Source organism: Candidatus Brevundimonas colombiensis, assembly GCA_029202665.1.
GTDB lineage: Bacteria > Pseudomonadota > Alphaproteobacteria > Caulobacterales > Caulobacteraceae > Brevundimonas > Brevundimonas colombiensis.
The window spans coordinates 2,969,130-2,989,974 of sequence record CP119326.1 but is presented as its reverse complement, the minus strand read 5'-3'; the positions used below and the strand labels follow the sequence as shown (position 1 = coordinate 2,989,974).

The following is a 20,845-nucleotide window of genomic DNA, read 5'->3' as shown; positions in this document are numbered from 1 at the left end:
CGCAGTTGCAGGAGTCGAGCGGTGATCGTGATGACCACGGGATTGGCGGGCTTGGTCGCCCTGATGCAACGCGACGAAAGGCCGCCGACGGTCGTTCGGCCGGCTCCTGTCGTCGCTCCGGTTCAACCGGCGGACGTCGTGCGACGACGGGTTGGCCTCTGACCCGTTCCCGACCGGGTTCAACCGACCTGGGCGCGGTGCCTCAGGAAGGCGTCGGCCAGGACGCAGGCGGCCATCGCCTCAACCACCGGCACGGCACGCAGGGCGACGCACGGGTCATGACGCCCCTTGGTGCGCAGATCCGTCTCTTCCCCGTCGCGGGTTATGGTCTGGCGCAACGTCAGGATGGAGGAGGTCGGTTTGAACGCCACCCGCGCCGTCACCGGCTGGCCCGTCGAAATGCCGCCCAACACCCCGCCCGCCTTGTTTGACAGAAAGACCGGCTGTTTGTTCAGGTCCAGACGCATCTCGTCGGCGTTCTCCTCGCCGGTCAGTTCGGCGGCGTCGAAGCCTGCGCCGATTTCCACGCCCTTAGCCGCATTGATCGACATCAGGGCGGCGGCCAGCTCCGAATCCAGCTTGCCGTAGATCGGCGCCCCCCATCCGGCCGGAACCCCCGTGACCTCCAGCGCCACCACGGCGCCGACCGACGAACCGGCCTTGCGCACGCCGTCCAGATAGGCCTCCCAGTCCGCCACGACCTCAGACGAGGCGGCGAACAGGGGATTGGCGTGAACGGCGTCAAAGTCGATCCTGTCCGGCGCGATCCGGTGCGGCCCGATCTGCACCACGCCTGCGCGGATCTTCACCCCGTCGCCCAGCACCCGACGCGCCACGGCCCCGGCCGCCACGCGGCTGGCGGTCTCGCGCGCCGAGGATCGGCCGCCGCCCCGATGGTCGCGCACGCCATATTTGGCCTGATAGGCGTAGTCGGCGTGGCCGGGCCGATAGGCGCGGGCGATCTCGCCATAGTCCTTGGACCGCTGGTCTTGGTTCTCGATCATGATCGAGATCGGCGCGCCGGTGGTGACGGGCCCCGCGCCGTCGTCGAACACGCCCGACAGGATGCGCGCCGTGTCGCTTTCCTTGCGCTGGGTCACGAAGCGGCTGCCGCCGGGCTTGCGCTGGTCCAGCCATGGCTGGAGGTCGGCCTCGGTCAGCGGAATTAGTGGCGGACAGCCATCGACCACGCAGCCTATGGCCGGGCCATGGCTCTCGCCCCAGGTGGTCACGCGAAACAAATGGCCGAAGGTATTGTGCGACATGGCGCGACTTAGGCCGCCAGACGTTCCTGCGTCCAGACCCGCGTGAACCGGATCAACAGGTCTTCGGCCGCGGACGGCGTGTCCGACGCCGGTTCCAGGGTGACGAACAGATGCCCCGCCGCCCGCGATCCGCGCGCGGGCAGGCCCAATCCCTTCAGTCGCACGCGAATAGGCGCCGTCCTATCCGCCGTGATCCAGGCCGAGCGGGTTCCCACGTGCGTCTCGATCTCCACCCGGCCGCCATCGGCCATCAGGCGACGCTCGACCGGCCAGGACATGAACAGGTCGTCGCCCATCGCCGACAGGCCGTCTTCGGGCCGGATCAGCACCGACAGATAAAGATCGCCGCCGTCCGCGCCCCCCTGTCGCAGTCGCAGATGGTCGCCGGTGCGCAGGCCCTTAGGCGTGGTCACGCGCACGGTGCGGACGCCCAGCCTGACCTCGACCTTGCCGCCCGCCAGCGCCTGCATCGGCGACAGGGCCAGGACCGGCGCGGGCGCAGGCCGAAGCCGAGGCGGGGCCAAGGCCGTTCGCTCGGGCTGGTGCGCCTGGATCAGCCGATAGGCCGCGATCACGCGCCGGAAACGTTCGGCGTCGCCGCCCGTCCGGTCCGGCCGCGCCGCCTTCACCGCCGCGCGAAAGGCGTCCTTCAACGTCGGCGCGTCGACATCGGCCGCAACGCCCAGGACAGCTAGGGCCTCGCGGATGCCGGAAACATCGGGTGAAGGGCGGTGCGCGCTCATGGCCCCACCGTTCGCCGATCAGGGTCAATGGGCGGTTAACCGTGATCGGATCGGCGCCGTTTTGACCTCGATCATTTGCACGGACGACCCCAGGCGCTAGATCATGGCCATGACCGCATCCGTGATCCCGCCCAGCCCGTCGCGTGAGGAATACGCCCGCGACTACGCCGCCGCCCTGGCCGCCAACGGCGACGACGGCATCTTTCAGTGCGCCGAACCCATCGGCCTGTTCGTCGAATGGCTGGCGGATGCGCGGGGGCATGAACCGAACGACGCCAACGCCATGACCCTGTCCACGGTCGACGCCGACGGTCTGCCGGACGGGCGGATCGTGCTGCTGAAGGACGTCGATGCGCGCGGCTTCACCTTCTATTCCAACAGCGAGAGCGCCAAGGGCGTCGAACTGGCGGGTCATCCCGTCGCCGCCCTGACCTTCCACTGGAAGACCCTGCGTCGTCAGGTGCGGGTGCGCGGCGCGGTCAAGCCGGTGACGGAGGCCGAGGCGGACGCCTATTTCGCCAGCCGCGCGCGCGAAAGCCGCATCGGCGCCTGGGCCTCGGACCAGTCCCGCCCGCTGTCGGATCGCGCGGCGCTGGAAGAGGCTGTCGGCCGCGAAACCGCGCGCTTCGACGGCCAGGACGTCCCGCGTCCCGAGCGGTGGACCGGCTGGCGGGTCGCGCCGCGCTCGGTCGAGTTCTGGCGTGATCGCCCCTTCCGCCTGCATGACCGACTGCGGTTCGATCGCGATGGCGAGACCTGGCGCACTTGCCGCCTCTGGCCCTGACGCCCGTTCGGAGCGTTCGGCGACTGGGCTGGCCGGCTCGTCGCGTCCGTCGTGATGAACCCCTTCCAGGCCCGCCTCGACACGAGCATCAACGGCTCTAGGCGCGGAACAGCAGCGACCCGTCGCCATAGGAATAGAAGCGATAGCCGTCCGCCACTGCATGGGCATAGGCCGCCTTCATCGTCGCCTGACCGGCGAAGGCGCTGACCAGCATGAACAGGGTCGATTTGGGCAGGTGGAAGTTGGTCATCAGCACATCGACCGCCCGGAACCGATAGCCCGGCGTGATGAAGATGGCCGTGTCGCCGTGGAAGGGTCTGATTTCGCCGTCCTCGGCGGTGGCGCTTTCCAGCAGGCGCAGCGAGGTGGTGCCGACTGAGATGATGCGGCCGCCGTTGGCGTGGACGGCGTTCAGGGCGGCGGCGGCGTCGGCTGAGACCTCGCCCCATTCGCTGTGCATCCTGTGGTCGGCCAGATCGTCGACCTTGACCGGCAGGAAGGTTCCCGCCCCGACGTGCAGGGTCACGGCGTGGGTGGAGACGCCGCGCGCCCGGATGGCGTCAAGCAGAGCGGGGGTGAAGTGCAGGCCCGCCGTGGGGGCGGCGACCGATCCGTCATGCTCGGCGAAGACGGTCTGATAATCCGAACGGTCGCGGTCGTCCTCGGGCCGTTTGGCGGCGATATAGGGCGGCAGGGGCATGACCCCGACATCGCGGATGGCGTCGTCCAGCACCGGGCCGGACAGGTCGAATCTCAGGGTGATCAGGCCGTCGTCGCCCTTGGCCGTGACGGTGGCGTCCAGTCGGCCCAGGTCGCAGGCGGCGTCGCCATGGGCGCCGAACCTTATCCGGTCGCCCGGCTTGATGCGCTTGCCCGGCTTCATGAAGGCGGACCAGACGTCGGGCGCGTCGCGGTGGTGCAGCGTCGCCTCGACCTCGACCGTCAGGGTTTCGCCCTCGGGTCCGACACGCTGGCGCACGCCGGACAGGCGGGCCGGGATCACCCGCGTGTCGTTAAACACCAGGGCGTCGCCGGGGCGCAGAAAGCCGGGCAGGTCGCGGATGATCCGGTCCTGAAGCACATCGCCCTCGACCACCAACAGGCGGGCGGAATCGCGCGGATCAGCCGGACGCAGGGCGATGCAGTCCTCGGGCAGGTCGAAATCGAAATCAGCCGTCTTCATCGGGCGCTCTATACGGGCGTCGGGCGGGGTGCGCTATGATTTGGAGTGAGGGTGGCTGGAAGTGGACGCGTCCGATGTCTGAGAAGGATGGGAAGCGGACCTTCGTTTACAGGCCGTCCGCGGGCGAAGCTGGTGGGGTTTCATTCATTAGGTAGCGTTTCGGCGTCATCCAGAAAAACCAGACGCAGCCGTTCTGGCTGTAAACCGTCTGCCACTCTGCCCCTTCAAGAAGTTGCAGGTTGCAGCTTTTGCCTCCTGTCACGGCGACCCTGCCATTTCCTTCGATCCAAGAGCCGACGATCCGCTCAAAGCGTTCAGCATGGTCGGGAAATGGGAAAAAGTAGGTCCAAAGTTCGCCCACTCCGAAGTTCAGTTCGTCGAGGTTTTGAAGGCCAAGCGTGATAGGGCGAGATAGATGCGGCTGAACAGGGAACGTCCAGCACACCTCCATCGGGACGCCGTCCTCAACTACGAATTCTAGGCCGTAGCGTTTCGCTAAGCGCTCAAAGAGTGCCTCAGCTTCCGGAGTGTAATCTGTGTCTTGCATACCTTATTGTGCGGGGCGGCTCTTACGTCCGCAATGGGTCGATAAGAGACATCGCGTCCTTTTCACCACGCAGACGTTAGCAGCCCTGGTCAGCCTCTCACCCAAATCCCGGCGCAAACGCCCCGGCCCATGATCCGTAGCGGTTCAGGGACAGGTCGCGGGTTTCGATCTCGGGGGTTTGGCCGCCCATCAGGTCGGCCAGCACGCGGGCCGAGCCGCACGCCATGGTCCAGCCCAGGGTGCCGTGGCCGGTGTTCAGATAGAGGCCGGGGATGTTGGCGGCGCCGATGACCGGCGTGCCGTCGGGCGTCATGGGGCGCAGGCCGGACCAGTAGCTGGCGCCCTTCAGGTCGCCGCCGCCGGGGAACAGGCTGCCGACCGACTGCTCCAGCGTCTCGCGGCGCAGATGGGGCAGGCTGTTGTTATAGCCGGACAGTTCGGCCATGCCGCCGACGCGGATGCGGTCGCCCAGACGGGTGATGGCGACCTTGTAGCTTTCGTCCATGACGGTGGAGACGGGGGCGCGGGCGGCGTCGGTGATCCGCGCCGTGATCGAATAGCCCTTCACCGGATAGACCGGCAGTTTCAGGCCCAGCGGCGCCACCATCTGCGGCGAATAGGAGCCCAGGGCCACCACCACGGCGTCGGCCTGAAGCGCGCCGATGCTGGTGCGGGCGCCGTCGACGCGGCCGTTTGTTTCGGTCAGGCCGTGAATCTGGACGCCATTGTGGAAGACCACGCCCCGTTCCGCCGCCAGTTTCGCCAGGGCGTTGGTGAACAGGAAACAGTCGCCCGTCTCGTCATTGGGCAGGCGCAGGCCGCCGACGAAGGGAACGGCCGACGCGGCCAGACCCGGCTCGGCGGTGATGCAGCCTGCGGGGTCCAGAACCTCGCACGGGACGCCCTGGGCGCGCAGGACGTCGACGTCCTTGTGCACGTCGGCCAGCTGTTTTTCGGTGCGGAACAGTTGCAGCGTGCCTTGCTCGCGCCCGTCATAGGCGATGCCGGTCTGGCGACGCAGCAGGTCCAGCTGGTCGCGGCTGTATTCGGCCAGACGCACCATCCGACCCTTGTTCAGCGCATAGCGTTCGTGGGTGCAGTTGCGCAGCATGGCCAGGGTCCAGCGGATCATGGCCATGTCCAGCTTCGGGCGGATGATCAGGGGGGCGTGGCGCATCAGCAGCCACTTCATCGCCTTGACCGGGATCGAGGGGGCGGCCCACGGCGCGGAATAGCCGGGCGAGACCTGACCCGCATTGGCGAAGCTGGTCTGCAGCGCCGGCCCGGTCTCGCGGTCGACGACGACAACCTCATGCCCCGCCTGACTGAGTTGCCAGGCGGTGGTGACGCCGATGACGCCTGATCCAAGCACCAGAACCCGCATGTGACGTTTCCAAGTTAGTCTTGGATGGAAGTTACCCGCGCGAGGTTCGATGATCCTGCCTGTTTGCGCAATGATCGGCGGCTGATAGAGGGTTGGCGCAATTATATGCGGTCAGAAGGTGGAAAATTGTGAGCCTGCTTGATCCGGTCGATCAACGCATCTTGCAGCGTCTGCGCGCGGACGGGCGGATCAGCAATGCGGACCTGGCCACGGCGGTCGGCCTGTCGCCGTCGGCCTGTCTGCGGCGGGTGCGGCGGCTGGAGGAACGGGGCGTGATCCGGGGCTACGCCGCCGTCCTGGCCAATGACGCCGACGACGGGGTTGTGGCCTATGTCGAGATCACGCTGGAGAAACAGACCGACGACCATATGCGCCGGTTCGAGGCGGCGGTCAGGAACCACCCGGAAATCCGCGACTGCTATCTGATGGCGGGGGCGGCGGACTATATCGTGCGGGCCGTGGCGCCGGACATCGCCGCCTATGAGGTGATCCACAAGGATGTGCTGTCGCGCCTGCCCGGCGTGTCGCGCATCCACTCCAGCCTGGCGATCCGCAATGTTCTGGCGGCGGGGGGCTGAACCGTCGCGCGCCTGCGGTGTTCAGCAGTTATGAAAATCACCGAACTGCTGCCTTCCGTCCTCATCGGCGCCGTCGCCAGCGCCCGTTCCATGACCCCGATGGCGGCCATCGCCGTCGCAGAACTGGCGCTCAGGCCGACGCCGGGACGGGTGTTCCTGCTGAACCAGCCGCTGTTCAAGTTCGGCGCCCTGTTCATGGGTGTGGGCGAGTTGTTGGGCGACAAGATGAAGTCGGCGCCGGACCGCACGGTGTTTCTGGGCCTGCTGGCGCGGGTGATGAGCGCGGGCATCGCCGGGGCGGCCCTGGCGCCGCGCGGTCGCGCGCGGCTGGGCGCGGGGCTGGCGGTCGGAACGGCCGTGCCGCTGGCCTATCTGACGCTGGCGGGGCGTAAGAGGGCGATGGCGCGGATCGGCCAGACCAAAAGCGGAGTGATCGAGGACGCGGTCGTGGTGGCGGCGGGCGCAGCGGTGGTGGCGATGGTGTTGCGGGGGCGGCGGTAGGTTTCAACTTCGCATTCGGCCCTTGGGTCGAGCCCGAGGATGACGATTTGCTATGGAAATCTCGACACGCGGGTGTTCATGCCGATAGTGCAGCCCATCTGACAGGAGGCTTTCCATGATCACCCGCATCCAGCCCGGCGCCCGCATGAGCGAGGCGGTGATCCACGGCGACACCATCTATCTGTCGGGGCAGGTGGGCGAACCGGGCGATGATGTGGTCGCCCAGACCAAGACGGCTCTGGCCGAGATCGAGGCTCTGCTGGCTGAGGCAGGCAGCGACAAGTCCAGAATTCTGATGGCCCAGATCTGGCTGGCCGACATGGCGGATTTCGAGGCGATGAACAGCGTCTGGGACGCCTGGGTCGACACCGCCAATCCGCCTGCCCGCGCTACGGGTGAAAGCCGTCTGGCGACGCCGGACTATCGGGTCGAGATCATCGTCACCGCCGCAAAGGGCTGAAAGCCCGCCGGCAAAGGGCGGCGGCACGGTTGACCGCGCGGTTTGCAGACTGCAAACCGCCGCCCATGTTGCAGAACCTCGAAACCCTCGCCCGCGAGGCCAAGTCCTGGCCGTTTGAGCAAGCCCGCAATCTTCTGGCCCATGTGCTGAAGAAACGTCTGGCCGAAGGCGAGCGGGCCGAGGCCAGGGCCCTGATCGACGCGGGCAAGGCCGACGAGGCGCTGGCCAGGTTCGAGGCTCTGCGCCGCCCGGTGGTCCTGGAGACGGGTTACGGCCCGTCCGGCCTGCCGCACATGGGCACCTTCGGCGAGGTGGCGCGCACGACCATGGTGCGCAACGCCTTCCGCGCCCTGACCGGCGATCACTGGAAGACGCGGCTGATCGCGTTCAGCGACGACATGGACGGCCTGCGCAAGGTGCCGGAGGGCATTCCGAACCCGGAAATGCTGCGCGAGGACCTGAACCTGTCGCTGACCCGCGTGCGCGATCCGTTCGGCACCCATGACAGTTTCGGGGCGCACAACAATGCGCGCCTGCAGGCGTTTCTGGACTCGTTCGGCTTCGACTACGAGTTCATGTCCTCGACCGAGACCTACAGGTCCGGGCGGTTCGATGCGACGCTGCTGACCCTGCTGGAGCGGTTCGACGCGGTGCAGGCCATCATGCTGCCCACGCTGGGCGAGGAACGGCGGGCCACCTATTCGCCCTTCCTGCCGATCAGCCCCCGGACGCATCATGTTTTGCAGGTCCCGACGCTGGACCGCAATGTCGAGAAGGGGACCATCACCTTCGAAGACCCGGCGGGCGAGCCGGGCAATCGCACCGAGGTTCCGGTCACGGGCGGCCATGTGAAGCTGCAATGGAAGCCGGACTGGGCCATGCGCTGGGTCGCGCTGGACGTCGATTACGAAATGTCGGGCAAGGACCTGATCGAGAGCGTGCGCGAAAGCTCCAAGGTCTGCCGCGCCCTGGGCGGCACCCCGCCGGAAGGCTTCAACTACGAACTGTTCCTGGACATCGAAGGCAAGAAGATCTCGAAGTCCAAGGGCAATGGCCTGACGATGGACGAATGGCTGCGTTACGGCACGCCCGAGAGCCTGTCCTGGTACATGTTCCAGTCGCCGAAGTCGGCCAAGAGCCTGCACTTCAACGTCATTCCGCGCGCCATCGACGACTATCTGGCCTTCATCGAGGCCTATAAGACGCAGGAACCCGCCAAGCGGATCGACAACGCCGTCTGGTCGATCCATGCGGGTGATCCGCCGACCCACACCTCGCCGGTGTCGTTCGCCCTGCTGCTGAACCTGGTGGGCGTGGCCAATGCGTCGGACAAGGCGCAGCTGTGGGCCTATTTCGCCAAATATCTGCCGGATGCGACGCCCGAGAACGAGCCGCTGCTGGACCGGCTGATGGACCATGCGCTGAACTATTACGAGGACTTCGTGAAGCCCTCCAAGTCGTACCGCCTGCCGGACGATAAAGAGAAGGCGGCGCTCAAGGACCTGGCGGCGCGGCTGAAGGCCCTGCCAGCCGACACGACGGACGGCGAACTGATCCAGAACGAGGTCTATGCGGTGGGCAAGGACCACGCCTTCGAGCCGCTGAGGGCGTGGTTTGGGGCGCTGTACGAGGTGCTGCTGGGCGCCCCGCAGGGGCCGCGTTTCGGTTCCTTCGCCGCCATCTACGGCCTGGCGCAGACGATCGCTCTGATAGAGGCGGGCGCGAACGGGGAACTCGTCGCCTGACGTCTTGCCCGCTTCGATAGGCTGAAGGCCGATCGCCGCAACAAACATGAACGGAAAATAACGGCGAAGCTCTGGGAGCCTTCAGGTTGGTCCATGCATTCTCCCGTCATCGGCAAACGCGCTGACAGGAGAAGAGTTATGTCGAACAAGATTTTCAAGACGGGTCTGGCCACCGCTGCCGCTCTGGCCGCCATGGTCACGGCCGCCCCGATGGCCGCCCAGGCTCAGGCCAATGGCGTGACCAACTGCGACGCCCCCGGCGGCCGCCAACGCGCTGGAGCCCTGATCGGCGCCGTCGTCGGCGGCGTGGTCGGGTCGAACCTGGCCCGTAACGAACGCACCGCCGGCACCATCGTCGGCGCCGGCGCCGGCGCTGCGGCGGGTTCGTATATCGGCTGCAACCAGCAACGCGCTCGCGCCGCCTCGGTGTCGCAAGGCGGCCAGTATCGCGCATCGTCCAATCTGCGCATCCGCAGCGGCCCCGGCACCAACTATCGCACCGCCGGCACCCTCTCGGCCGGCCAACCGTTCACCGCTGTCGGCTCACAGGGCGAATGGGTTCAGATCGCCGGTGGTGGTTGGGTGAACGCCCACTACGTCACGGCCAACTGAGATACAGTAGGCTGAAACCAAGGCCCCGTCGGTTCGCCGCGGGGCCTTTCGACGTCCATCACTGACTGACCCACAGAATCCGCGCCATCCATTCGATCTCGCGTCGAGACACGGTCCGTGGCGGATAATTGGGATTGATGGACGACAGGGTGACGGTGCGGCTGGTCAGACTGGCCACCTCCTTGGCGATGGTCTCTCCGGTCATCAGGCGGACGACCACACGGTCCCCGCGCCTCACGCGCGTCTCTTCCTGGTCGACAAGGAGCCGATCACCTTCCCTGTAGAGCGGTGACATCGAATCGCCATCGATGGTCATGCTGAACAGGGTGTCCTTGGCGCGCGGCAGTTCGGTCTGATCCCAACCGTCGCCCGTGGGCAGGCCGGCATCGTCGAAAAAGCCGTCGTCGCCCGCCTTGGCCAGGCCCAGCAACGGGACGGTGGTCGGCCGCTCCGGCGCGTCGTCGGCAAGGGCCGCGAATTCCGCCAGTGAAACTCCAGTCGCCTGGAGGATCAGCGTCATGCTTTCGGTCGACGGCCAGCGTGGGCGCGGCGGATCGCCGGCGCCGAAGCGTTTTGACGGATTGAAGCTGGTGGCGTCCAATCCCGCGCGTCGGGCCAGAGCCGATGGGGTCAAACCTTCTCGTCGCGCCAGACTGTCGACGGCTTTCCAGAGTTTGGCGTGCGACAGCGGCATGGCGGCCCAACGAGTGATTCGCCCCAGCCTACATTCTGTGGATAGGAATTTCTACCTATTCAACTCTGCTGCATGCCGTTCTTGCCACGCCACGAATGTGCCGAAGATCAGAAAACCTATTATCAGGTAGCTGTTCAAATTCATGACGGTGATCAGAGATGTAAGCAGAACCGGCTGTTTGGTGAGTATCATGATGTGACACATCACGGTTATAAGCTGAATTCCGCTAACCCATACTGGCCAAGAGTGCTTGTAGCGCCAGGCAATGCCAACGAAGCCGATTAAGACGGCGAGATCGATGAGAAAAAGGCCGATCGGCATTCCTCGGAAGCCGCTATTTTCCTGAAGAATTATCGACGCCAGCCAGGCAAATAGGTAGGCGCCTGCGCCGAAACGTTCAGCGCGCCCGCCCTTCAAAAAGGCGAACAGCGCCATGCTGACCATAAAGATCGCGCCAACCACCACATAGACGATATTAAGCATGGCAAACCGCCCCCGTGCAGACATGCGCGGGGGCGATAATGACCTAAGTCACGACAAACTGAAATCGTGGTAAGCCAAGCTTACCGAGAATTCATGCGACGCGGTGCAGATGTGCTGGGGCTTGAGCGATCTTCGGATCCAGCCAGTCGTCAGGCTTGGCGATCGGGCCAGCGGCGTAGGTGCCGTAGCCGAGGCGGCGGTGGTCCTTTTGCAGTTCGGCGTGGCAGGCGACGATGGACTCGCGCGCGGCCGACAGGGCGGCGATCGTTTCCATGGCCTTGGCCTGCGAACCCGTGCCGCTCACCGGCGAAAGCGAAAGGGCCGCACGGGCGCCGATGAAGGATTGAACCAGCGTCGTCGCCTGGGTGATCGCGGCGTCGATCGCGAGTTCGGTAGCATGCAGATCGCCAGCAACGCTGGTGACGACTTCAGTGCGGTCCATGAAAGCCCCTCAAAAAGTGGTTAGCAACACCCTTATGGTTATCACGTCTTAACCTTGTTTGGTAGGGGGATGTTCATTCTTTCGGCGAGCCGCGCGTTGAAGCGCCACCGTCAGGCGGCGCCTCGATGTCAGTCCGTGCGGCTGTTTCAGCGCGAATCGCGTGTCCGCGCCCGAACGGTCAGCTCTGGTTGTCGAGCAGGAAGTGCGCGGTCAGGTTGGCGATGGGCTGTGCACGTTCTTCCTGCCACGCCTCGGCCTGGACATGGGCCAGGCGACGGCCGGCCCGGCTGATCCTGGCCCGGGCGAACACGTCGATGGGACGGCCCGTCCGCAGATAGGCCACCGTGACGTTGATCGGGCGGGGCAGGCGGGGGCTGGGGAAGGCCAGCGCCAGCTGCGCCATCGCGGTCATTTCCAGAAGGGCGGCTGTCGAACCTCCATGCAGCGCCGGCAGCATCGGATTGCCGATCAGTTTGTCCGCAAACGGCATGATCACCGTGATCTCGTCGCCGCTGACGAGCGTCTTGAGGCCCAGGAACCGGGCGTAGGGCAGGGTGGCGAGAAGGTCGGTCATGCCGCCTCTCCGGCCAGTCGCTGGCGCGATGGATTGAAGATATAGGCCGACTGGGCCGCCGCCACCGGGTCGGACGGGTCGTCCTCGAACGCCCAGGCGCGCACGAAGGCGATGGTGTGGGTCATGCGATAGCAGACGCCCTGGGCCAGCAGGTCGCGATGCGGCCGGGCGGCGCGCATATAATCCACGCGCAGATCGACGGTGGCGACCGGTTGAAAGGCGTCAAGCGCGGTCCAGATCGCCAATCCTCCGATATGATCCAGCAGAGTGGTGACCAGTCCGCCGGCGAACACGCCAGTGTCGGGATCGCCGACCAGATCCTCGCGCCAGGGCACGCGAATGCGCGGTTCGCCGTCGTGCAGGCCATCGAAGGCGAAACCCAGCGCCTCCGTATGGGCCGCGCCGGCGGCCAGCTGGGGCAGGATGGCGGTGAGGAAGCTGTCGGACATTGTGCGGGACGGCCTTTCCGGCGCTGATTTTAAAGGCTCCTGTATGGATCGGCGACCCGACCGCGTCGAGTGCGTTAGGACACCATGATCCGCGCCGAAGACTTGCTGCATCCAACGCCCGCTGGCCTCTATTGCCCGCCCGGCGACTTCTATGTCGACCCGGTGCGTCCGGTGGATCGCGCGGTCATCACCCACGGCCATTCCGATCATGCGCGTGCGGGTCACGGCGCTGTTCTTGCGACGCGCCAGACGTTGGCGATCATGGCCGAGCGCTACGGCGCCGACTTCACCGGTCAGGCGCAGTCGGTCGAATATGGGCAGGCGACAGCGATAGACGGCGTCGACCTAAGGCTTGCGCCCGCCGGTCATGTTCTGGGTTCCGCCCAGGTCGAGGTGCGCTGGAAGGGGCTGACCATGGTGGTTTCCGGCGACTACAAACGCCGTCGCGACCCAACCTGCGCGCCATTCGAGCCGACGCCGTGTCACGTCTTCATTTCCGAGGCCACCTTCGGCCTGCCTGTGTTCAGTCATCCGCCGGCAGAGGAGGAGGTGGGGCGCCTGGTCTGCTCCCTGGGGCAGTTTCCGGAGCGGGCCCATCTGGTCGGCGCCTATGCGCTGGGCAAGGCGCAACGGATCATTCGCCTGTTGCGAGAGGCCGGCTGGGACCGACCCATCTACTATCACGGCGCGATGGAGCGGCTGAACGCCCTCTATGAGCGGGAGGGCATAGACCTTGGGCCGCTGCTGCCGACCCGCGATCTGCCCAGGAACGCCCTGGGCGGTGAGGTGGCCATCGCGCCGCCCTCCGCCATTCAGGACCGCTGGGCGCGTCGGTTCGCCGACCCTGTCACGGCGTTCGCCTCAGGCTGGATGGGCGTGAAGGCGCGTGCGCGGCAAAGAGGGGTGGAGTTGCCCTTGATCGTGTCCGATCACGCGGACTGGAACGAACTGACGGCGACCTTCATCGAGTTGCAGCCCGAGGAGGTCTGGATCACGCACGGGCGCGAGGAGGGCCTGCTGCGGTGGGCCGAGATCAACGGCCAGAAGGCGCGGGCGCTGCGCCTTGTCGGCTATGACGAGGAGGACGAGGAGGCGCTGGACGTTCGGCCGGACTGAAACATCGGGCGCGTATCAGGCGGCGGATCGGCCCGATGCGTCCTGATCCTCTGCGTCCTGCGCTGCCGCCAGGGCGGCGTTCATGGCCATGCGCAGGCGTTCGGGCTTGATCGGCTTTTCGACCACCGCCGCCATGCCGATCGACAGATAGTGTTTGGCGTCTTCGGGGTCGGCGTTGGCGGTCAGGGCGACGATGGGCACGCGGCCGACCGGGCCGGGCAAGGCGCGGATGGCCTGGGTGGCCTGCACGCCGTCCATGCGCGGCATCTTGATGTCCATCAGAACCAGATCGTAGCGGCTTTCCTGAACGGCCTGGAGCGCCTCAAGGCCGTCTTCCGCAAGTTCGGAACTGCATCCGAACATCTCGCACAGCGCCTGGGCCACCACACGGTTGGTGGCGTTGTCGTCGACGATCAGGATGTGCGGCGCCGCCTTCAGGTCGAAACCGCCCAGATCGGAGACGTTGGACTGGACCTCGGCCTCCATGATCGCGCGCGGCGCCGTCAGATCGAAGGCGAAGGTCGCGCCGCGCCCCTTGTTGTTCTCGGCCCAGATCCGGCCCCCCATCCGGTCGATGACCTGACGGCAGATTGACAGGCCGAGACCAGCGCCGTCGGGGCCGGAGCCGTGAACGAAGGGTTCGAAGATGGAATCCACCCGGTCGACATCGACGCCCGGCCCGTCGTCGCGGACACGGGCTTCCATGTGGATGCCGTCGCCCTCGACCCAGGCCTTCAGCCCGGCTTCGACGACGCCGTTGCGGGCGAACTTCAGGGCGTTTCCGATCAGGTTGTTGAACACCTGTTTCAGGCGCACGCCGTCGATGACGGCCGCCAGTTCGGTGTCGCCCTCATAACCCACCAGCAGGGTCACGCCATCCTGAGAGGCGCGCGGCTCCCACATCGACTGGATGTCGTCCATGACGGCGCGCAGGGCTGTCGGCGTGCTGGACAACTCCAGCTCGCCCGCCTCGGCCTTGGACAGGTCCACTGCGTCCTGAAGGATGCGCAGCAGCGTCTCTGACGAATCCACGATGGTCTGGACGTGCGCCTGGGCTGCTGACGTCAGCGGCTGACGGCGCAACAGCTCGGCCACGGCCAACACGCCGTTCATCGGCGTGCGGAGTTCGTGGCTCATGATGGCCAGGAACTGGCTCTTGGCGCGCGCGGAGGCGATGGCCTGGGCGCGGGTATCGCTGAGGATCGCGGCCTGTTCGGCCAGTTGTTCGTTCTGTTCGCGCTGGCGCGTATTCACCGCTTGAAGCAGGGTGGCGGCGGTGCCGACGCCCTGATAGGCGCCGTTGTGGGTGACAATAAAGCCCCGCAGCAAGGCCGCGGGGCCGCCCTTCAGCATGATGTCGCAGAAGGCGTCGATGCGAACGCCGGCCTCCACCACAGCCGGCTCGGCGTCCATGGCGAAGGTGATGGGGCGAAGATCGTAAAGGGCGTGGCCGAACCGGGCGGCGATCTTCTCGAGGAAGGCGGTGCGCTCGACCAGTCCGACGGGCCTGTCGCCATCGACGACGGGTATGACCAGCGTGTCCGGCTCGCGTTCGAAACGCGCCAGCACCTCACACCCAAGCGTCGTCGGGCCCACGGGCTTGGGACGCTCGGAAAGGGTTTCGATGGTCGGCATACTGCCTGGAACTCCTACTCATTGTGAGTATAAGTCAGAAATCGCTTGCGGATTGGTTAAGCTCCGGCGGCCGGGACGCAAATCCGCCCTTTTTGCACCCCGGCCAGGGCTGGTGTATGAGGCCCGCCCGACCCATCTGGGGTCTTCATCCCTTTGTGCATGCGCGCGGCCGACCGGCCGACCGCAGGTTTGTCATGAGCGTCATCCTGGAAAAGACTCCCACATCGGCCCTGGTTCTGTTCTCCGGCGGGCAGGACAGCGCGACCTGCCTGGCCTGGGCGCTGGAGCGGTTCGCGCGGGTCGAGACGGTCGGCTTCGACTATGGCCAGCGCCATGTGGTCGAGATGCAGGCGCGCCAGACTGTGCGCGACGGCATGGCGCAGGCTTTGCCGCAGTACGCCGACCGACTGGGCGACGATCATGTGGTGGACCTGACCGGATACGGCCGGATCGCCGAAAGCGCCCTGACCGCCGACCGCAAGATCGAGATGGACGCGCGCGGCCTGCCGACGACCTTCGTGCCGGGGCGCAACCTGATCTTCCTGGTCGCGGCGGCGGCGCTGGCGGACCGGCGCGGGTTGGAGGTGCTGGTCGGCGGCATGTGCGAGACGGACTATTCCGGCTATCCCGACTGTCGTCATGACACGATGGTGGCGATGGCGCGGGCGCTGTCGCTGGGGCTGGACAAGCCGGTGGTGATCGAGACGCCGCTGATGTGGCTGACCAAGGCCCAGACGTGGGACCTGGCCCAGCAGATCGGCGGGACGGCCCTGGTCCAGATGATCATCGAGGACAGCCACACCTGCTATCAGGGCGACCGGACGCACCGGCACGCCTGGGGCTATGGCTGCGGCGAATGCCCGGCGTGCGACCTGCGCGCCGCGGGTTACAACGAGTGGGCCGCTTCTAAAGGCGTCACGACGTGACCTATTCGGCCAAGGAAGTCTTTCTGACGGTGCAGGGCGAGGGCGGGCAGGCGGGACGGCCTGCGGTCTTCCTGCGCTTCGCCGGCTGCAATCTGTGGAGCGGGCGCGAGCAGGACCGGGCCAGCGCCGTCTGCACCTTCTGCGACACCGATTTCGTCGGCGTGGACGGCGGCGGGGGCGGCAAGTTCGCGACGCCCGACCTGTTGGCCGATCATGTCGCCTCGCTGTGGCGGGGCCGGGCGGGCGATCCGAAACTGGTGGTCTGCACCGGGGGCGAGCCGCTGCTGCAACTGGACGCGTCTCTGATCGCGGCCCTTAACGCGCGCGGCTTTGAAATCGCCATAGAGTCGAACGGCACGCTTGCGGCGCCGGGCGGCATCGACTGGATCTGCGTCAGCCCCAAGGCCGATGCGCCGGTGATGCAGACGCGCGGGCAAGAGCTGAAACTGGTCTTTCCGCAGGACAAGGCCATGCCGGATCGGTTCGAGCATCTGGATTTCGAACGGTTCTGGCTTCAGCCGATGGACGGGCCGGATCAGGCCGCCAACACCGCCGCCGCCATCGAATACTGCCTGACCCACCCCCAATGGCGCCTGAGCGTCCAGACCCACAAATATATCGGCGTCCGCTAATGCCCGTCTTCGAGATCACCAAACAGGCGACGTTCGACGCCGCCCACCACTTCCCCAACGAGCCGGAGGGCAGCATCTATCGCCGCGTCCACGGCCATTCCTTCACGGTCGAGGCGACGGTGCGGTCCGAGGTGCTGGACGTCGAGCACGGCTGGGTCGCGGACCTGGGCGCGTTGGACCGGGCGCTGAAGGCGGCGGCGGAGACGCTGGACCACGGGATGCTGAACGAACATCCGGGGCTGGAACTGCCCAGCCTGGAGAATCTGTGCCTGTGGTTCGCCCGGACGCTGAAGCCCGAATGGCCCGGTCTGTGCCGCATTCAGGTGGCCCGCCCGACGATCAACGAGCGGTGCGTGCTGAGCCTTTAGGCGTCCAGCCAGTACAGCAGGGCCGCATTGACGGCGTCCGGCTGTTCCAGCGTCGAGGCGTGGCCGCAGTCGGGGACGATGACCAGATGGGCGTCGGGCAGGGCGTCGGCCATTTCGCGCGCGCGGATCGGCGGGGTCAGGGGATCGCGGTCGCCGACTAGAACCAGCGTCGGAACGCGGATGCCGGGCAGGTCGGGGCGTGAATCGGCCCGACCGATGATCGCCCTTTGCTGGCGCACGAAACCGGCGGCGCCGATGTCCAGACCCATGCGGACCTGAATATCGATCAAGCTCTGATCGGCCTTGTGCAGCGGATGCAGCAGGCGGGGCGCGATTTCGCGCATGATGGCCTCAAGCTGACCGTCCTCGGCGCGGGCGATCAGGGCCTGGCGCTGCGCTGTCTGCTCGGGCGCATCGGGACGGGCCGTGGTGCTCATCAAGGCCAGACGCTCCACGCGCTCCGGCGCCTGTCGCATGATCTCCAAGGCGATGTAGCCGCCCATCGAAACGCCGCCCAATGCAAAGCGGGGCGGGGCGTCACGCAGTATGGCGGCGGCCATCCGGGCCATGCTGTCGCCCTCCAGCGTCGAGGCCACGGTCAACGGCCTTACGGGGCTGAGCGCCGCGACCTGAGGAGCGAACATCTCGGCCGTGCAGGCCAGGCCGGGGATCAGGACCAGGGGCGTCATGAGATCACCCTAGCACGACTTGCCCTGACGCTGGCGCTGGTCGCAGCGGCGTTGTTCGCGCGCATAGTCGCGTTGCTCCCGCTCGCGCCTGAGACGGGTTTCCTCGTCCGAGGTTGTGACGGCGTCGAAGCCGGCCCCCACGACCGCGCCGGCGGCCTTTGCCGTGCCGCCGACCACGGCGGCGGTCCCGCCCACGACGGAGCCGACCAGACAGCCCTGAAGCGTCAGGCACCCCGTCGCGATCAAAACGATTTGGGATAGGCGAAACAGGGAATTTCGATGACGCATCGGTACGGCTCCGGAGATGCGGAATAGTCGCCGATAATCATGAACGAGGCCTGACCCGTATCCGCTCAGCCGCCGCGTTGCGGCAGCAGCTTGCGCCTCTGTCGCGACAGGGCCAGCGGAACGCCGTCCGCGCCCCAGGCCGTCGCCTCGTCCACCGTCCAGCCTGAACCCAGGTCCAGCATCCTGAACGAGAAGAACGCCCAGCCGTCCGGCGCGTTCTGGGGCGTCGGATCGTTCAAAATGTCGATGCGCAAATCCACCGTCGTCATCGGCGCAGGCGTCTTCGACAGCGTCCAGGCGGGCGGATACAGGGCGTCAAGCAGATAGCACAGCCCGACCTCGTCCAGCGGACGGCGATCCGCCATCCGCATCCACGTCCGCTCGACCGCCGGCTTGCCTTCATTCCCGCCCAGAATATTGGGCCCGCCGTCGAACCGATATTCGACGTGGCGCGAGAAGTGCGGGGCCATCGGCCCGTGAATGGTCGCCTCGGGGTTCAGGCGGTCCAGCGGCGGGGGCGGGCTGTGAAGCGGCGACATCCCCGGCGTCTGGGCGTCCAGGCCATAGGTCCCGGTGGCGTGATGGGTCGTGCGACCATTCTGATCCGCCTCGACCGCCGCATAGATCACGTTGCGGCCGCCGCGCAACAACCGGGGACGGAACGCCACCTGCTCGGCGAAGGTCGCCGCCGACAGATACTGCACCGACAGGGTTCGCAGAGGTGCGGTCAGACCCAGCCCCTGGCGCATCGACCGGGCGCAAAGGGCTGCGAGCAGGCCGCCGAACGGGAAGCCCTTTTCCGGCGGCAGAGCGGCAGGACCATTTGAGAAATGCCCCGGCACGGGCGCGGACAGGTCGCCGTCCGACAGGGGCTGAAAGGCGAGGGCGGTGTCGAGCGACACGGGGGATTCAATATCGGACATGGCGCGATCCTGCGTCAGGCGAAAAAACGGCGGAAGCCCCAAAGCGAGAGCTTCCGCCAGTCGAAGGAACAAGGCCGCAGCCCAAAAGGCCGCACGTCCGTTGCTAAACAAAACTGACTGAGAGGGTTTGGATTTGCAACCCTTGCCAAATGGCTGACGTGGGGTCACTTTCCATCCATGGGACGCACCGCCGACTATAGCCGCCAAAGCTGCTCCATCGCCGCCACTCTGGAGGTGATCGGCGATCCGTGGACTCTGCTGGTCATCCGTGACGCCTTCAACGGCGTCAGCCGCTTCGAACAGTGGCAGGAAAACCTTGGCGTGGCGCGCAACGTCCTGGCCTCGCGGCTGAAGAGCCTGGTCCAGCACGGCGTCTTGGAGCCGCGTCTCTATTCCGAACGCCCGCCGCGCAACGAATATATGCTGACCGCCAAGGGGAAGGATCTGTACGGCGTCTTGATAACCCTGCACGGCTGGGGCGCCAAACACGTCTATGGCGAAACCGACAGCGGCATCGACATGATCCACAAGACCTGTGGCCATACGCTGACGCCGCGCATCGCCTGCGGTTGCTGCGGCGAAATCGTCAAGCCTCGCGACATCAAACTGACCCGCGCCGAAAACCGACCCACCGTCGGCGACGTCATGCCCAAGGAAGCGGCCTGAGGGGAATGGATGCTGCCGGTTTCCGGCAGGATATCTGCTAGGGTCGTCGGGTGTCCCGCTCCGAACGCCTGCTCGATCTGCTGAACGTGTTGCGACGGCATCGTCGGCCGGTGAGCGGACAGATGCTGGCGGACGAGATGGGCGTCAGTCTGCGCACCCTGTATCGCGATATCGCCAGCCTGCAGGCGCAGGGGGCGACCATCGAGGGCGAGGCGGGGGTCGGCTATGTGCTGAAGCCGGGCTTCATGCTGCCGCCGTTGATGTTCACGCCTGAAGAGATCGAGGCCCTGGTGCTGGGCTCGCGCTGGGTGGCGGATCGGGCCGATCCGAGGATGCGGGACGCCGCGCTGGCGGCGCTGGGGCGGATTTCGGCGGTGGTGCCGCCCGATCTGCGCGAGGAGATGGACACTTCGGCCCTGTTGGTCGTGCCGGGCGCGCCTTTTCCCGTCGACGCCGTCGATCCGGGGCTGTTGCGAAAGGCCATCCGCACCGAGCGGCGGCTGAGGCTGTGTTATCGCGACGAGGCGGGGACGGCGTCGGAACGGCTGGTGTGGCCCTTCGCCCTGGCTTTTTTCGACCGGGTGCGGCTGCTGATCGCCTGGTGCGAGCTTCGCGGCGACTTCCGAAGTTTCCGCACAGACCGGATCGTCGAGGCCGAGGTGATGGAGGCGCGTTATCCCGCCCGGCGTCAGGTCCTGATGAAGCGTTGGAGGGAAACGCACGAACGGTCGCAGAGCGCGCACTGCTGACGTAAACTGGCAGCAGTCGGGGTTAGCCTGTCTTCATTCGAGAGGAGAGACAGGGCCGATGGGCGAGATCGAGGATATTCTGCTGACCGTGGCCGACACGGAGGTCAGCGCGCGATTCTACGCCGGGTTGCTGGGCTGCCGGCCGGTGGTGACGCGGCCGGACCGGGCCTTGTTCAAACTGGGTTCGGGTCGGGCGCTGGGACTGATGCGACGCAGCGGCGAAGTGGGTTCGGTCTGCGAGGTCGACTTTCCGATGGATGGCGCGGCGGCGGTCGATCAGGCCCATATCGACTGGTGGGATCGCGGCGCGCGCATACTGACGCCGCCCCACGATCTGGGAAGCGGGCGCAGCTTCATCGCCGGCGACCCGGATGGACATCGGTTGCGGGTATTCGCGGCGGCGTGAGGC

27 protein-coding genes are annotated in these 20,845 nt (G+C 66.5%); 13 read left to right on the top strand and 14 right to left on the bottom strand.

Going from position 1 to position 20,845, the window contains the following annotated elements; all coding sequences use genetic code 11:
* Positions 1-179: 179 nt before the first annotated feature.
* Together aroC and P0Y50_14675 are read right to left on the bottom strand one after the other, a co-directional pair.
* The gene (gene aroC, locus P0Y50_14680) at positions 180-1,265 is read right to left on the bottom strand and encodes a chorismate synthase (protein WEK39760.1); all 1,086 of its coding nucleotides are present in this window, start codon (positions 1,263-1,265) and stop codon (positions 180-182) included.
* Positions 1,266-1,273: 8 nt separating this feature from the next.
* Positions 1,274-2,008 (bottom strand): DnaJ C-terminal domain-containing protein, encoded by a 735-nt coding sequence (locus P0Y50_14675; GenBank protein WEK39759.1) that lies wholly within the window; start codon positions 2,006-2,008, stop codon positions 1,274-1,276.
* A gap of 103 nt (positions 2,009-2,111) precedes the next feature.
* Here P0Y50_14675 and pdxH point away from each other — a divergent pair, with 103 nt between their 5' ends.
* Positions 2,112-2,792: a pyridoxamine 5'-phosphate oxidase gene (pdxH, locus tag P0Y50_14670; GenBank protein ID WEK39758.1), complete on the top strand. Its 681-nt coding sequence runs from the start codon at positions 2,112-2,114 to the stop codon at positions 2,790-2,792.
* Positions 2,793-2,889: 97 nt separating this feature from the next.
* On the opposite strand, the gene queA is transcribed toward pdxH, so the two are convergent.
* From queA to P0Y50_14655, 3 genes are all read right to left on the bottom strand, one after another.
* Positions 2,890-3,975 carry a tRNA preQ1(34) S-adenosylmethionine ribosyltransferase-isomerase QueA gene (queA, locus tag P0Y50_14665; protein WEK39757.1) on the bottom strand — a complete coding sequence of 362 codons (1,086 nt, stop codon included), beginning with the start codon at positions 3,973-3,975 and terminating at the stop codon, positions 2,890-2,892.
* Positions 3,976-4,081: 106 nt separating this feature from the next.
* Entirely contained in the window at positions 4,082-4,522 is a 441-nt protein-coding gene (locus P0Y50_14660; protein ID WEK39756.1) for a hypothetical protein, read from the bottom strand.
* A gap of 97 nt (positions 4,523-4,619) precedes the next feature.
* On the bottom strand, positions 4,620-5,906 hold the full coding sequence (locus tag P0Y50_14655) for a D-amino acid dehydrogenase (protein ID WEK39755.1): 1,287 nt from the start codon (positions 5,904-5,906) through the stop codon (positions 4,620-4,622).
* 128 nt (positions 5,907-6,034) lie between these two features.
* Here P0Y50_14655 and P0Y50_14650 point away from each other — a divergent pair, with 128 nt between their 5' ends.
* The 5 genes from P0Y50_14650 (at position 6,035) to P0Y50_14630 (ending at position 9,802) form a co-directional block, all read left to right on the top strand.
* Positions 6,035-6,484: an Lrp/AsnC family transcriptional regulator gene (locus P0Y50_14650; protein WEK39754.1), complete on the top strand. Its 450-nt coding sequence runs from the start codon at positions 6,035-6,037 to the stop codon at positions 6,482-6,484.
* A gap of 30 nt (positions 6,485-6,514) precedes the next feature.
* Positions 6,515-6,985 carry a hypothetical protein gene (locus P0Y50_14645; protein ID WEK39753.1) on the top strand — a complete coding sequence of 157 codons (471 nt, stop codon included), beginning with the start codon at positions 6,515-6,517 and terminating at the stop codon, positions 6,983-6,985.
* A 115-nt stretch (positions 6,986-7,100) separates the two neighbouring features.
* On the top strand, positions 7,101-7,445 hold the full coding sequence (locus P0Y50_14640; GenBank protein WEK39752.1) for a RidA family protein: 345 nt from the start codon (positions 7,101-7,103) through the stop codon (positions 7,443-7,445).
* A 65-nt stretch (positions 7,446-7,510) separates the two neighbouring features.
* A complete protein-coding gene (locus P0Y50_14635) occupies positions 7,511-9,190 on the top strand; it encodes a lysine--tRNA ligase (protein WEK39751.1) in 1,680 nt (559 codons plus the stop codon).
* A gap of 138 nt (positions 9,191-9,328) precedes the next feature.
* The gene (locus tag P0Y50_14630) at positions 9,329-9,802 is read left to right on the top strand and encodes an SH3 domain-containing protein (GenBank protein WEK39750.1); all 474 of its coding nucleotides are present in this window, start codon (positions 9,329-9,331) and stop codon (positions 9,800-9,802) included.
* A 58-nt stretch (positions 9,803-9,860) separates the two neighbouring features.
* Here P0Y50_14630 and P0Y50_14625 read toward each other — a convergent pair whose 3' ends face one another.
* The 5 genes from P0Y50_14625 to P0Y50_14605 form a co-directional block, all read right to left on the bottom strand.
* Positions 9,861-10,496: a helix-turn-helix transcriptional regulator gene (locus tag P0Y50_14625; GenBank protein WEK39749.1), complete on the bottom strand. Its 636-nt coding sequence runs from the start codon at positions 10,494-10,496 to the stop codon at positions 9,861-9,863.
* A gap of 51 nt (positions 10,497-10,547) precedes the next feature.
* Positions 10,548-10,979, bottom strand: a complete 432-nt coding sequence (locus P0Y50_14620; GenBank protein WEK39748.1) for a hypothetical protein — start codon at positions 10,977-10,979, stop codon at positions 10,548-10,550.
* 91 nt (positions 10,980-11,070) lie between these two features.
* Positions 11,071-11,421 (bottom strand): hypothetical protein, encoded by a 351-nt coding sequence (locus P0Y50_14615; protein WEK39747.1) that lies wholly within the window; start codon positions 11,419-11,421, stop codon positions 11,071-11,073.
* A 178-nt stretch (positions 11,422-11,599) separates the two neighbouring features.
* Positions 11,600-11,995: a PaaI family thioesterase gene (locus tag P0Y50_14610; GenBank protein ID WEK39746.1), complete on the bottom strand. Its 396-nt coding sequence runs from the start codon at positions 11,993-11,995 to the stop codon at positions 11,600-11,602.
* Entirely contained in the window at positions 11,992-12,444 is a 453-nt protein-coding gene (locus P0Y50_14605; GenBank protein ID WEK39745.1) for a PaaI family thioesterase, read from the bottom strand. Before P0Y50_14605 ends, P0Y50_14610 begins: the two co-directional genes overlap by 4 nt.
* An 84-nt stretch (positions 12,445-12,528) precedes the next feature.
* On the opposite strand from P0Y50_14605, the gene P0Y50_14600 reads away from it, so the two are divergent.
* Positions 12,529-13,560 carry a ligase-associated DNA damage response exonuclease gene (locus P0Y50_14600; GenBank protein ID WEK39744.1) on the top strand — a complete coding sequence of 344 codons (1,032 nt, stop codon included), beginning with the start codon at positions 12,529-12,531 and terminating at the stop codon, positions 13,558-13,560.
* A 15-nt stretch (positions 13,561-13,575) separates the two neighbouring features.
* On the opposite strand, the gene P0Y50_14595 is transcribed toward P0Y50_14600, so the two are convergent.
* Entirely contained in the window at positions 13,576-15,195 is a 1,620-nt protein-coding gene (locus tag P0Y50_14595; GenBank protein WEK39743.1) for a response regulator, read from the bottom strand.
* Positions 15,196-15,389: 194 nt separating this feature from the next.
* Between P0Y50_14595 and queC the strand changes: the two genes are divergently transcribed.
* Genes queC through P0Y50_14580 form a run of 3 tightly spaced genes read left to right on the top strand, consistent with a single transcriptional unit; the run spans position 15,390 to position 17,121 of the window.
* Positions 15,390-16,121: a 7-cyano-7-deazaguanine synthase QueC gene (gene queC, locus P0Y50_14590; GenBank protein ID WEK39742.1), complete on the top strand. Its 732-nt coding sequence runs from the start codon at positions 15,390-15,392 to the stop codon at positions 16,119-16,121.
* A complete protein-coding gene (queE, locus tag P0Y50_14585) occupies positions 16,118-16,753 on the top strand; it encodes a 7-carboxy-7-deazaguanine synthase (protein WEK39741.1) in 636 nt (211 codons plus the stop codon). The genes queC and queE overlap by 4 nt, the downstream gene beginning before the upstream one ends.
* Entirely contained in the window at positions 16,753-17,121 is a 369-nt protein-coding gene (locus P0Y50_14580; protein ID WEK39740.1) for a 6-carboxytetrahydropterin synthase, read from the top strand. Before queE ends, P0Y50_14580 begins: the two co-directional genes overlap by 1 nt.
* On the opposite strand, the gene P0Y50_14575 is transcribed toward P0Y50_14580, so the two are convergent.
* The 3 genes from P0Y50_14575 to P0Y50_14565 all read right to left on the bottom strand — a co-directional run bounded on the left by P0Y50_14575 (position 17,118) and on the right by P0Y50_14565 (position 19,021).
* Positions 17,118-17,810, bottom strand: coding sequence for an alpha/beta fold hydrolase (locus P0Y50_14575; GenBank protein ID WEK39739.1), 693 nt, complete (start codon positions 17,808-17,810; stop codon positions 17,118-17,120). The two genes, P0Y50_14580 and P0Y50_14575, sit on opposite strands and share 4 nt — an antisense overlap.
* 9 nt (positions 17,811-17,819) lie before the next feature.
* The gene (locus P0Y50_14570; protein ID WEK39738.1) at positions 17,820-18,098 is read right to left on the bottom strand and encodes a hypothetical protein; all 279 of its coding nucleotides are present in this window, start codon (positions 18,096-18,098) and stop codon (positions 17,820-17,822) included.
* A 65-nt stretch (positions 18,099-18,163) separates the two neighbouring features.
* Positions 18,164-19,021, bottom strand: coding sequence for a thioesterase family protein (locus tag P0Y50_14565; GenBank protein ID WEK39737.1), 858 nt, complete (start codon positions 19,019-19,021; stop codon positions 18,164-18,166).
* A 177-nt stretch (positions 19,022-19,198) separates the two neighbouring features.
* Between P0Y50_14565 and P0Y50_14560 the strand changes: the two genes are divergently transcribed.
* The 3 genes from P0Y50_14560 to P0Y50_14550 are packed head-to-tail and all read left to right on the top strand — an operon-like array spanning position 19,199 to position 20,842.
* The gene (locus P0Y50_14560; protein ID WEK39736.1) at positions 19,199-19,687 is read left to right on the top strand and encodes a helix-turn-helix domain-containing protein; all 489 of its coding nucleotides are present in this window, start codon (positions 19,199-19,201) and stop codon (positions 19,685-19,687) included.
* A 50-nt stretch (positions 19,688-19,737) separates the two neighbouring features.
* Positions 19,738-20,436 (top strand): YafY family protein, encoded by a 699-nt coding sequence (locus tag P0Y50_14555; protein WEK39735.1) that lies wholly within the window; start codon positions 19,738-19,740, stop codon positions 20,434-20,436.
* 58 nt (positions 20,437-20,494) lie between these two features.
* Positions 20,495-20,842 carry a glyoxalase gene (locus P0Y50_14550; protein WEK39734.1) on the top strand — a complete coding sequence of 116 codons (348 nt, stop codon included), beginning with the start codon at positions 20,495-20,497 and terminating at the stop codon, positions 20,840-20,842.
* Positions 20,843-20,845 lie beyond the last annotated feature (3 nt).

Coding starts and splice junctions, on each gene's coding strand:
- aroC (WEK39760.1), bottom strand. CDS start 1,265: ATGTCGCACAATACCTTCGGCCATTTGTTTCGCGTGACCACCTGGGGC.
- P0Y50_14675 (WEK39759.1), bottom strand. CDS start 2,008: ATGAGCGCGCACCGCCCTTCACCCGATGTTTCCGGCATCCGCGAGGCC.
- pdxH (WEK39758.1), top strand. CDS start 2,112: ATGGCCATGACCGCATCCGTGATCCCGCCCAGCCCGTCGCGTGAGGAA.
- queA (WEK39757.1), bottom strand. CDS start 3,975: ATGAAGACGGCTGATTTCGATTTCGACCTGCCCGAGGACTGCATCGCC.
- P0Y50_14660 (WEK39756.1), bottom strand. CDS start 4,522: ATGCAAGACACAGATTACACTCCGGAAGCTGAGGCACTCTTTGAGCGC.
- P0Y50_14655 (WEK39755.1), bottom strand. CDS start 5,906: ATGCGGGTTCTGGTGCTTGGATCAGGCGTCATCGGCGTCACCACCGCC.
- P0Y50_14645 (WEK39753.1), top strand. CDS start 6,515: ATGAAAATCACCGAACTGCTGCCTTCCGTCCTCATCGGCGCCGTCGCC.
- P0Y50_14640 (WEK39752.1), top strand. CDS start 7,101: ATGATCACCCGCATCCAGCCCGGCGCCCGCATGAGCGAGGCGGTGATC.
- P0Y50_14635 (WEK39751.1), top strand. CDS start 7,511: ATGTTGCAGAACCTCGAAACCCTCGCCCGCGAGGCCAAGTCCTGGCCG.
- P0Y50_14630 (WEK39750.1), top strand. CDS start 9,329: ATGTCGAACAAGATTTTCAAGACGGGTCTGGCCACCGCTGCCGCTCTG.
- P0Y50_14625 (WEK39749.1), bottom strand. CDS start 10,496: ATGCCGCTGTCGCACGCCAAACTCTGGAAAGCCGTCGACAGTCTGGCG.
- P0Y50_14620 (WEK39748.1), bottom strand. CDS start 10,979: ATGCTTAATATCGTCTATGTGGTGGTTGGCGCGATCTTTATGGTCAGC.
- P0Y50_14615 (WEK39747.1), bottom strand. CDS start 11,421: ATGGACCGCACTGAAGTCGTCACCAGCGTTGCTGGCGATCTGCATGCT.
- P0Y50_14610 (WEK39746.1), bottom strand. CDS start 11,995: ATGACCGACCTTCTCGCCACCCTGCCCTACGCCCGGTTCCTGGGCCTC.
- P0Y50_14605 (WEK39745.1), bottom strand. CDS start 12,444: ATGTCCGACAGCTTCCTCACCGCCATCCTGCCCCAGCTGGCCGCCGGC.
- P0Y50_14600 (WEK39744.1), top strand. CDS start 12,529: ATGATCCGCGCCGAAGACTTGCTGCATCCAACGCCCGCTGGCCTCTAT.
- P0Y50_14595 (WEK39743.1), bottom strand. CDS start 15,195: ATGCCGACCATCGAAACCCTTTCCGAGCGTCCCAAGCCCGTGGGCCCG.
- queC (WEK39742.1), top strand. CDS start 15,390: ATGAGCGTCATCCTGGAAAAGACTCCCACATCGGCCCTGGTTCTGTTC.
- P0Y50_14580 (WEK39740.1), top strand. CDS start 16,753: ATGCCCGTCTTCGAGATCACCAAACAGGCGACGTTCGACGCCGCCCAC.
- P0Y50_14575 (WEK39739.1), bottom strand. CDS start 17,810: ATGACGCCCCTGGTCCTGATCCCCGGCCTGGCCTGCACGGCCGAGATG.
- P0Y50_14570 (WEK39738.1), bottom strand. CDS start 18,098: ATGCGTCATCGAAATTCCCTGTTTCGCCTATCCCAAATCGTTTTGATC.
- P0Y50_14565 (WEK39737.1), bottom strand. CDS start 19,021: ATGTCCGATATTGAATCCCCCGTGTCGCTCGACACCGCCCTCGCCTTT.
- P0Y50_14560 (WEK39736.1), top strand. CDS start 19,199: ATGGGACGCACCGCCGACTATAGCCGCCAAAGCTGCTCCATCGCCGCC.
- P0Y50_14550 (WEK39734.1), top strand. CDS start 20,495: ATGGGCGAGATCGAGGATATTCTGCTGACCGTGGCCGACACGGAGGTC.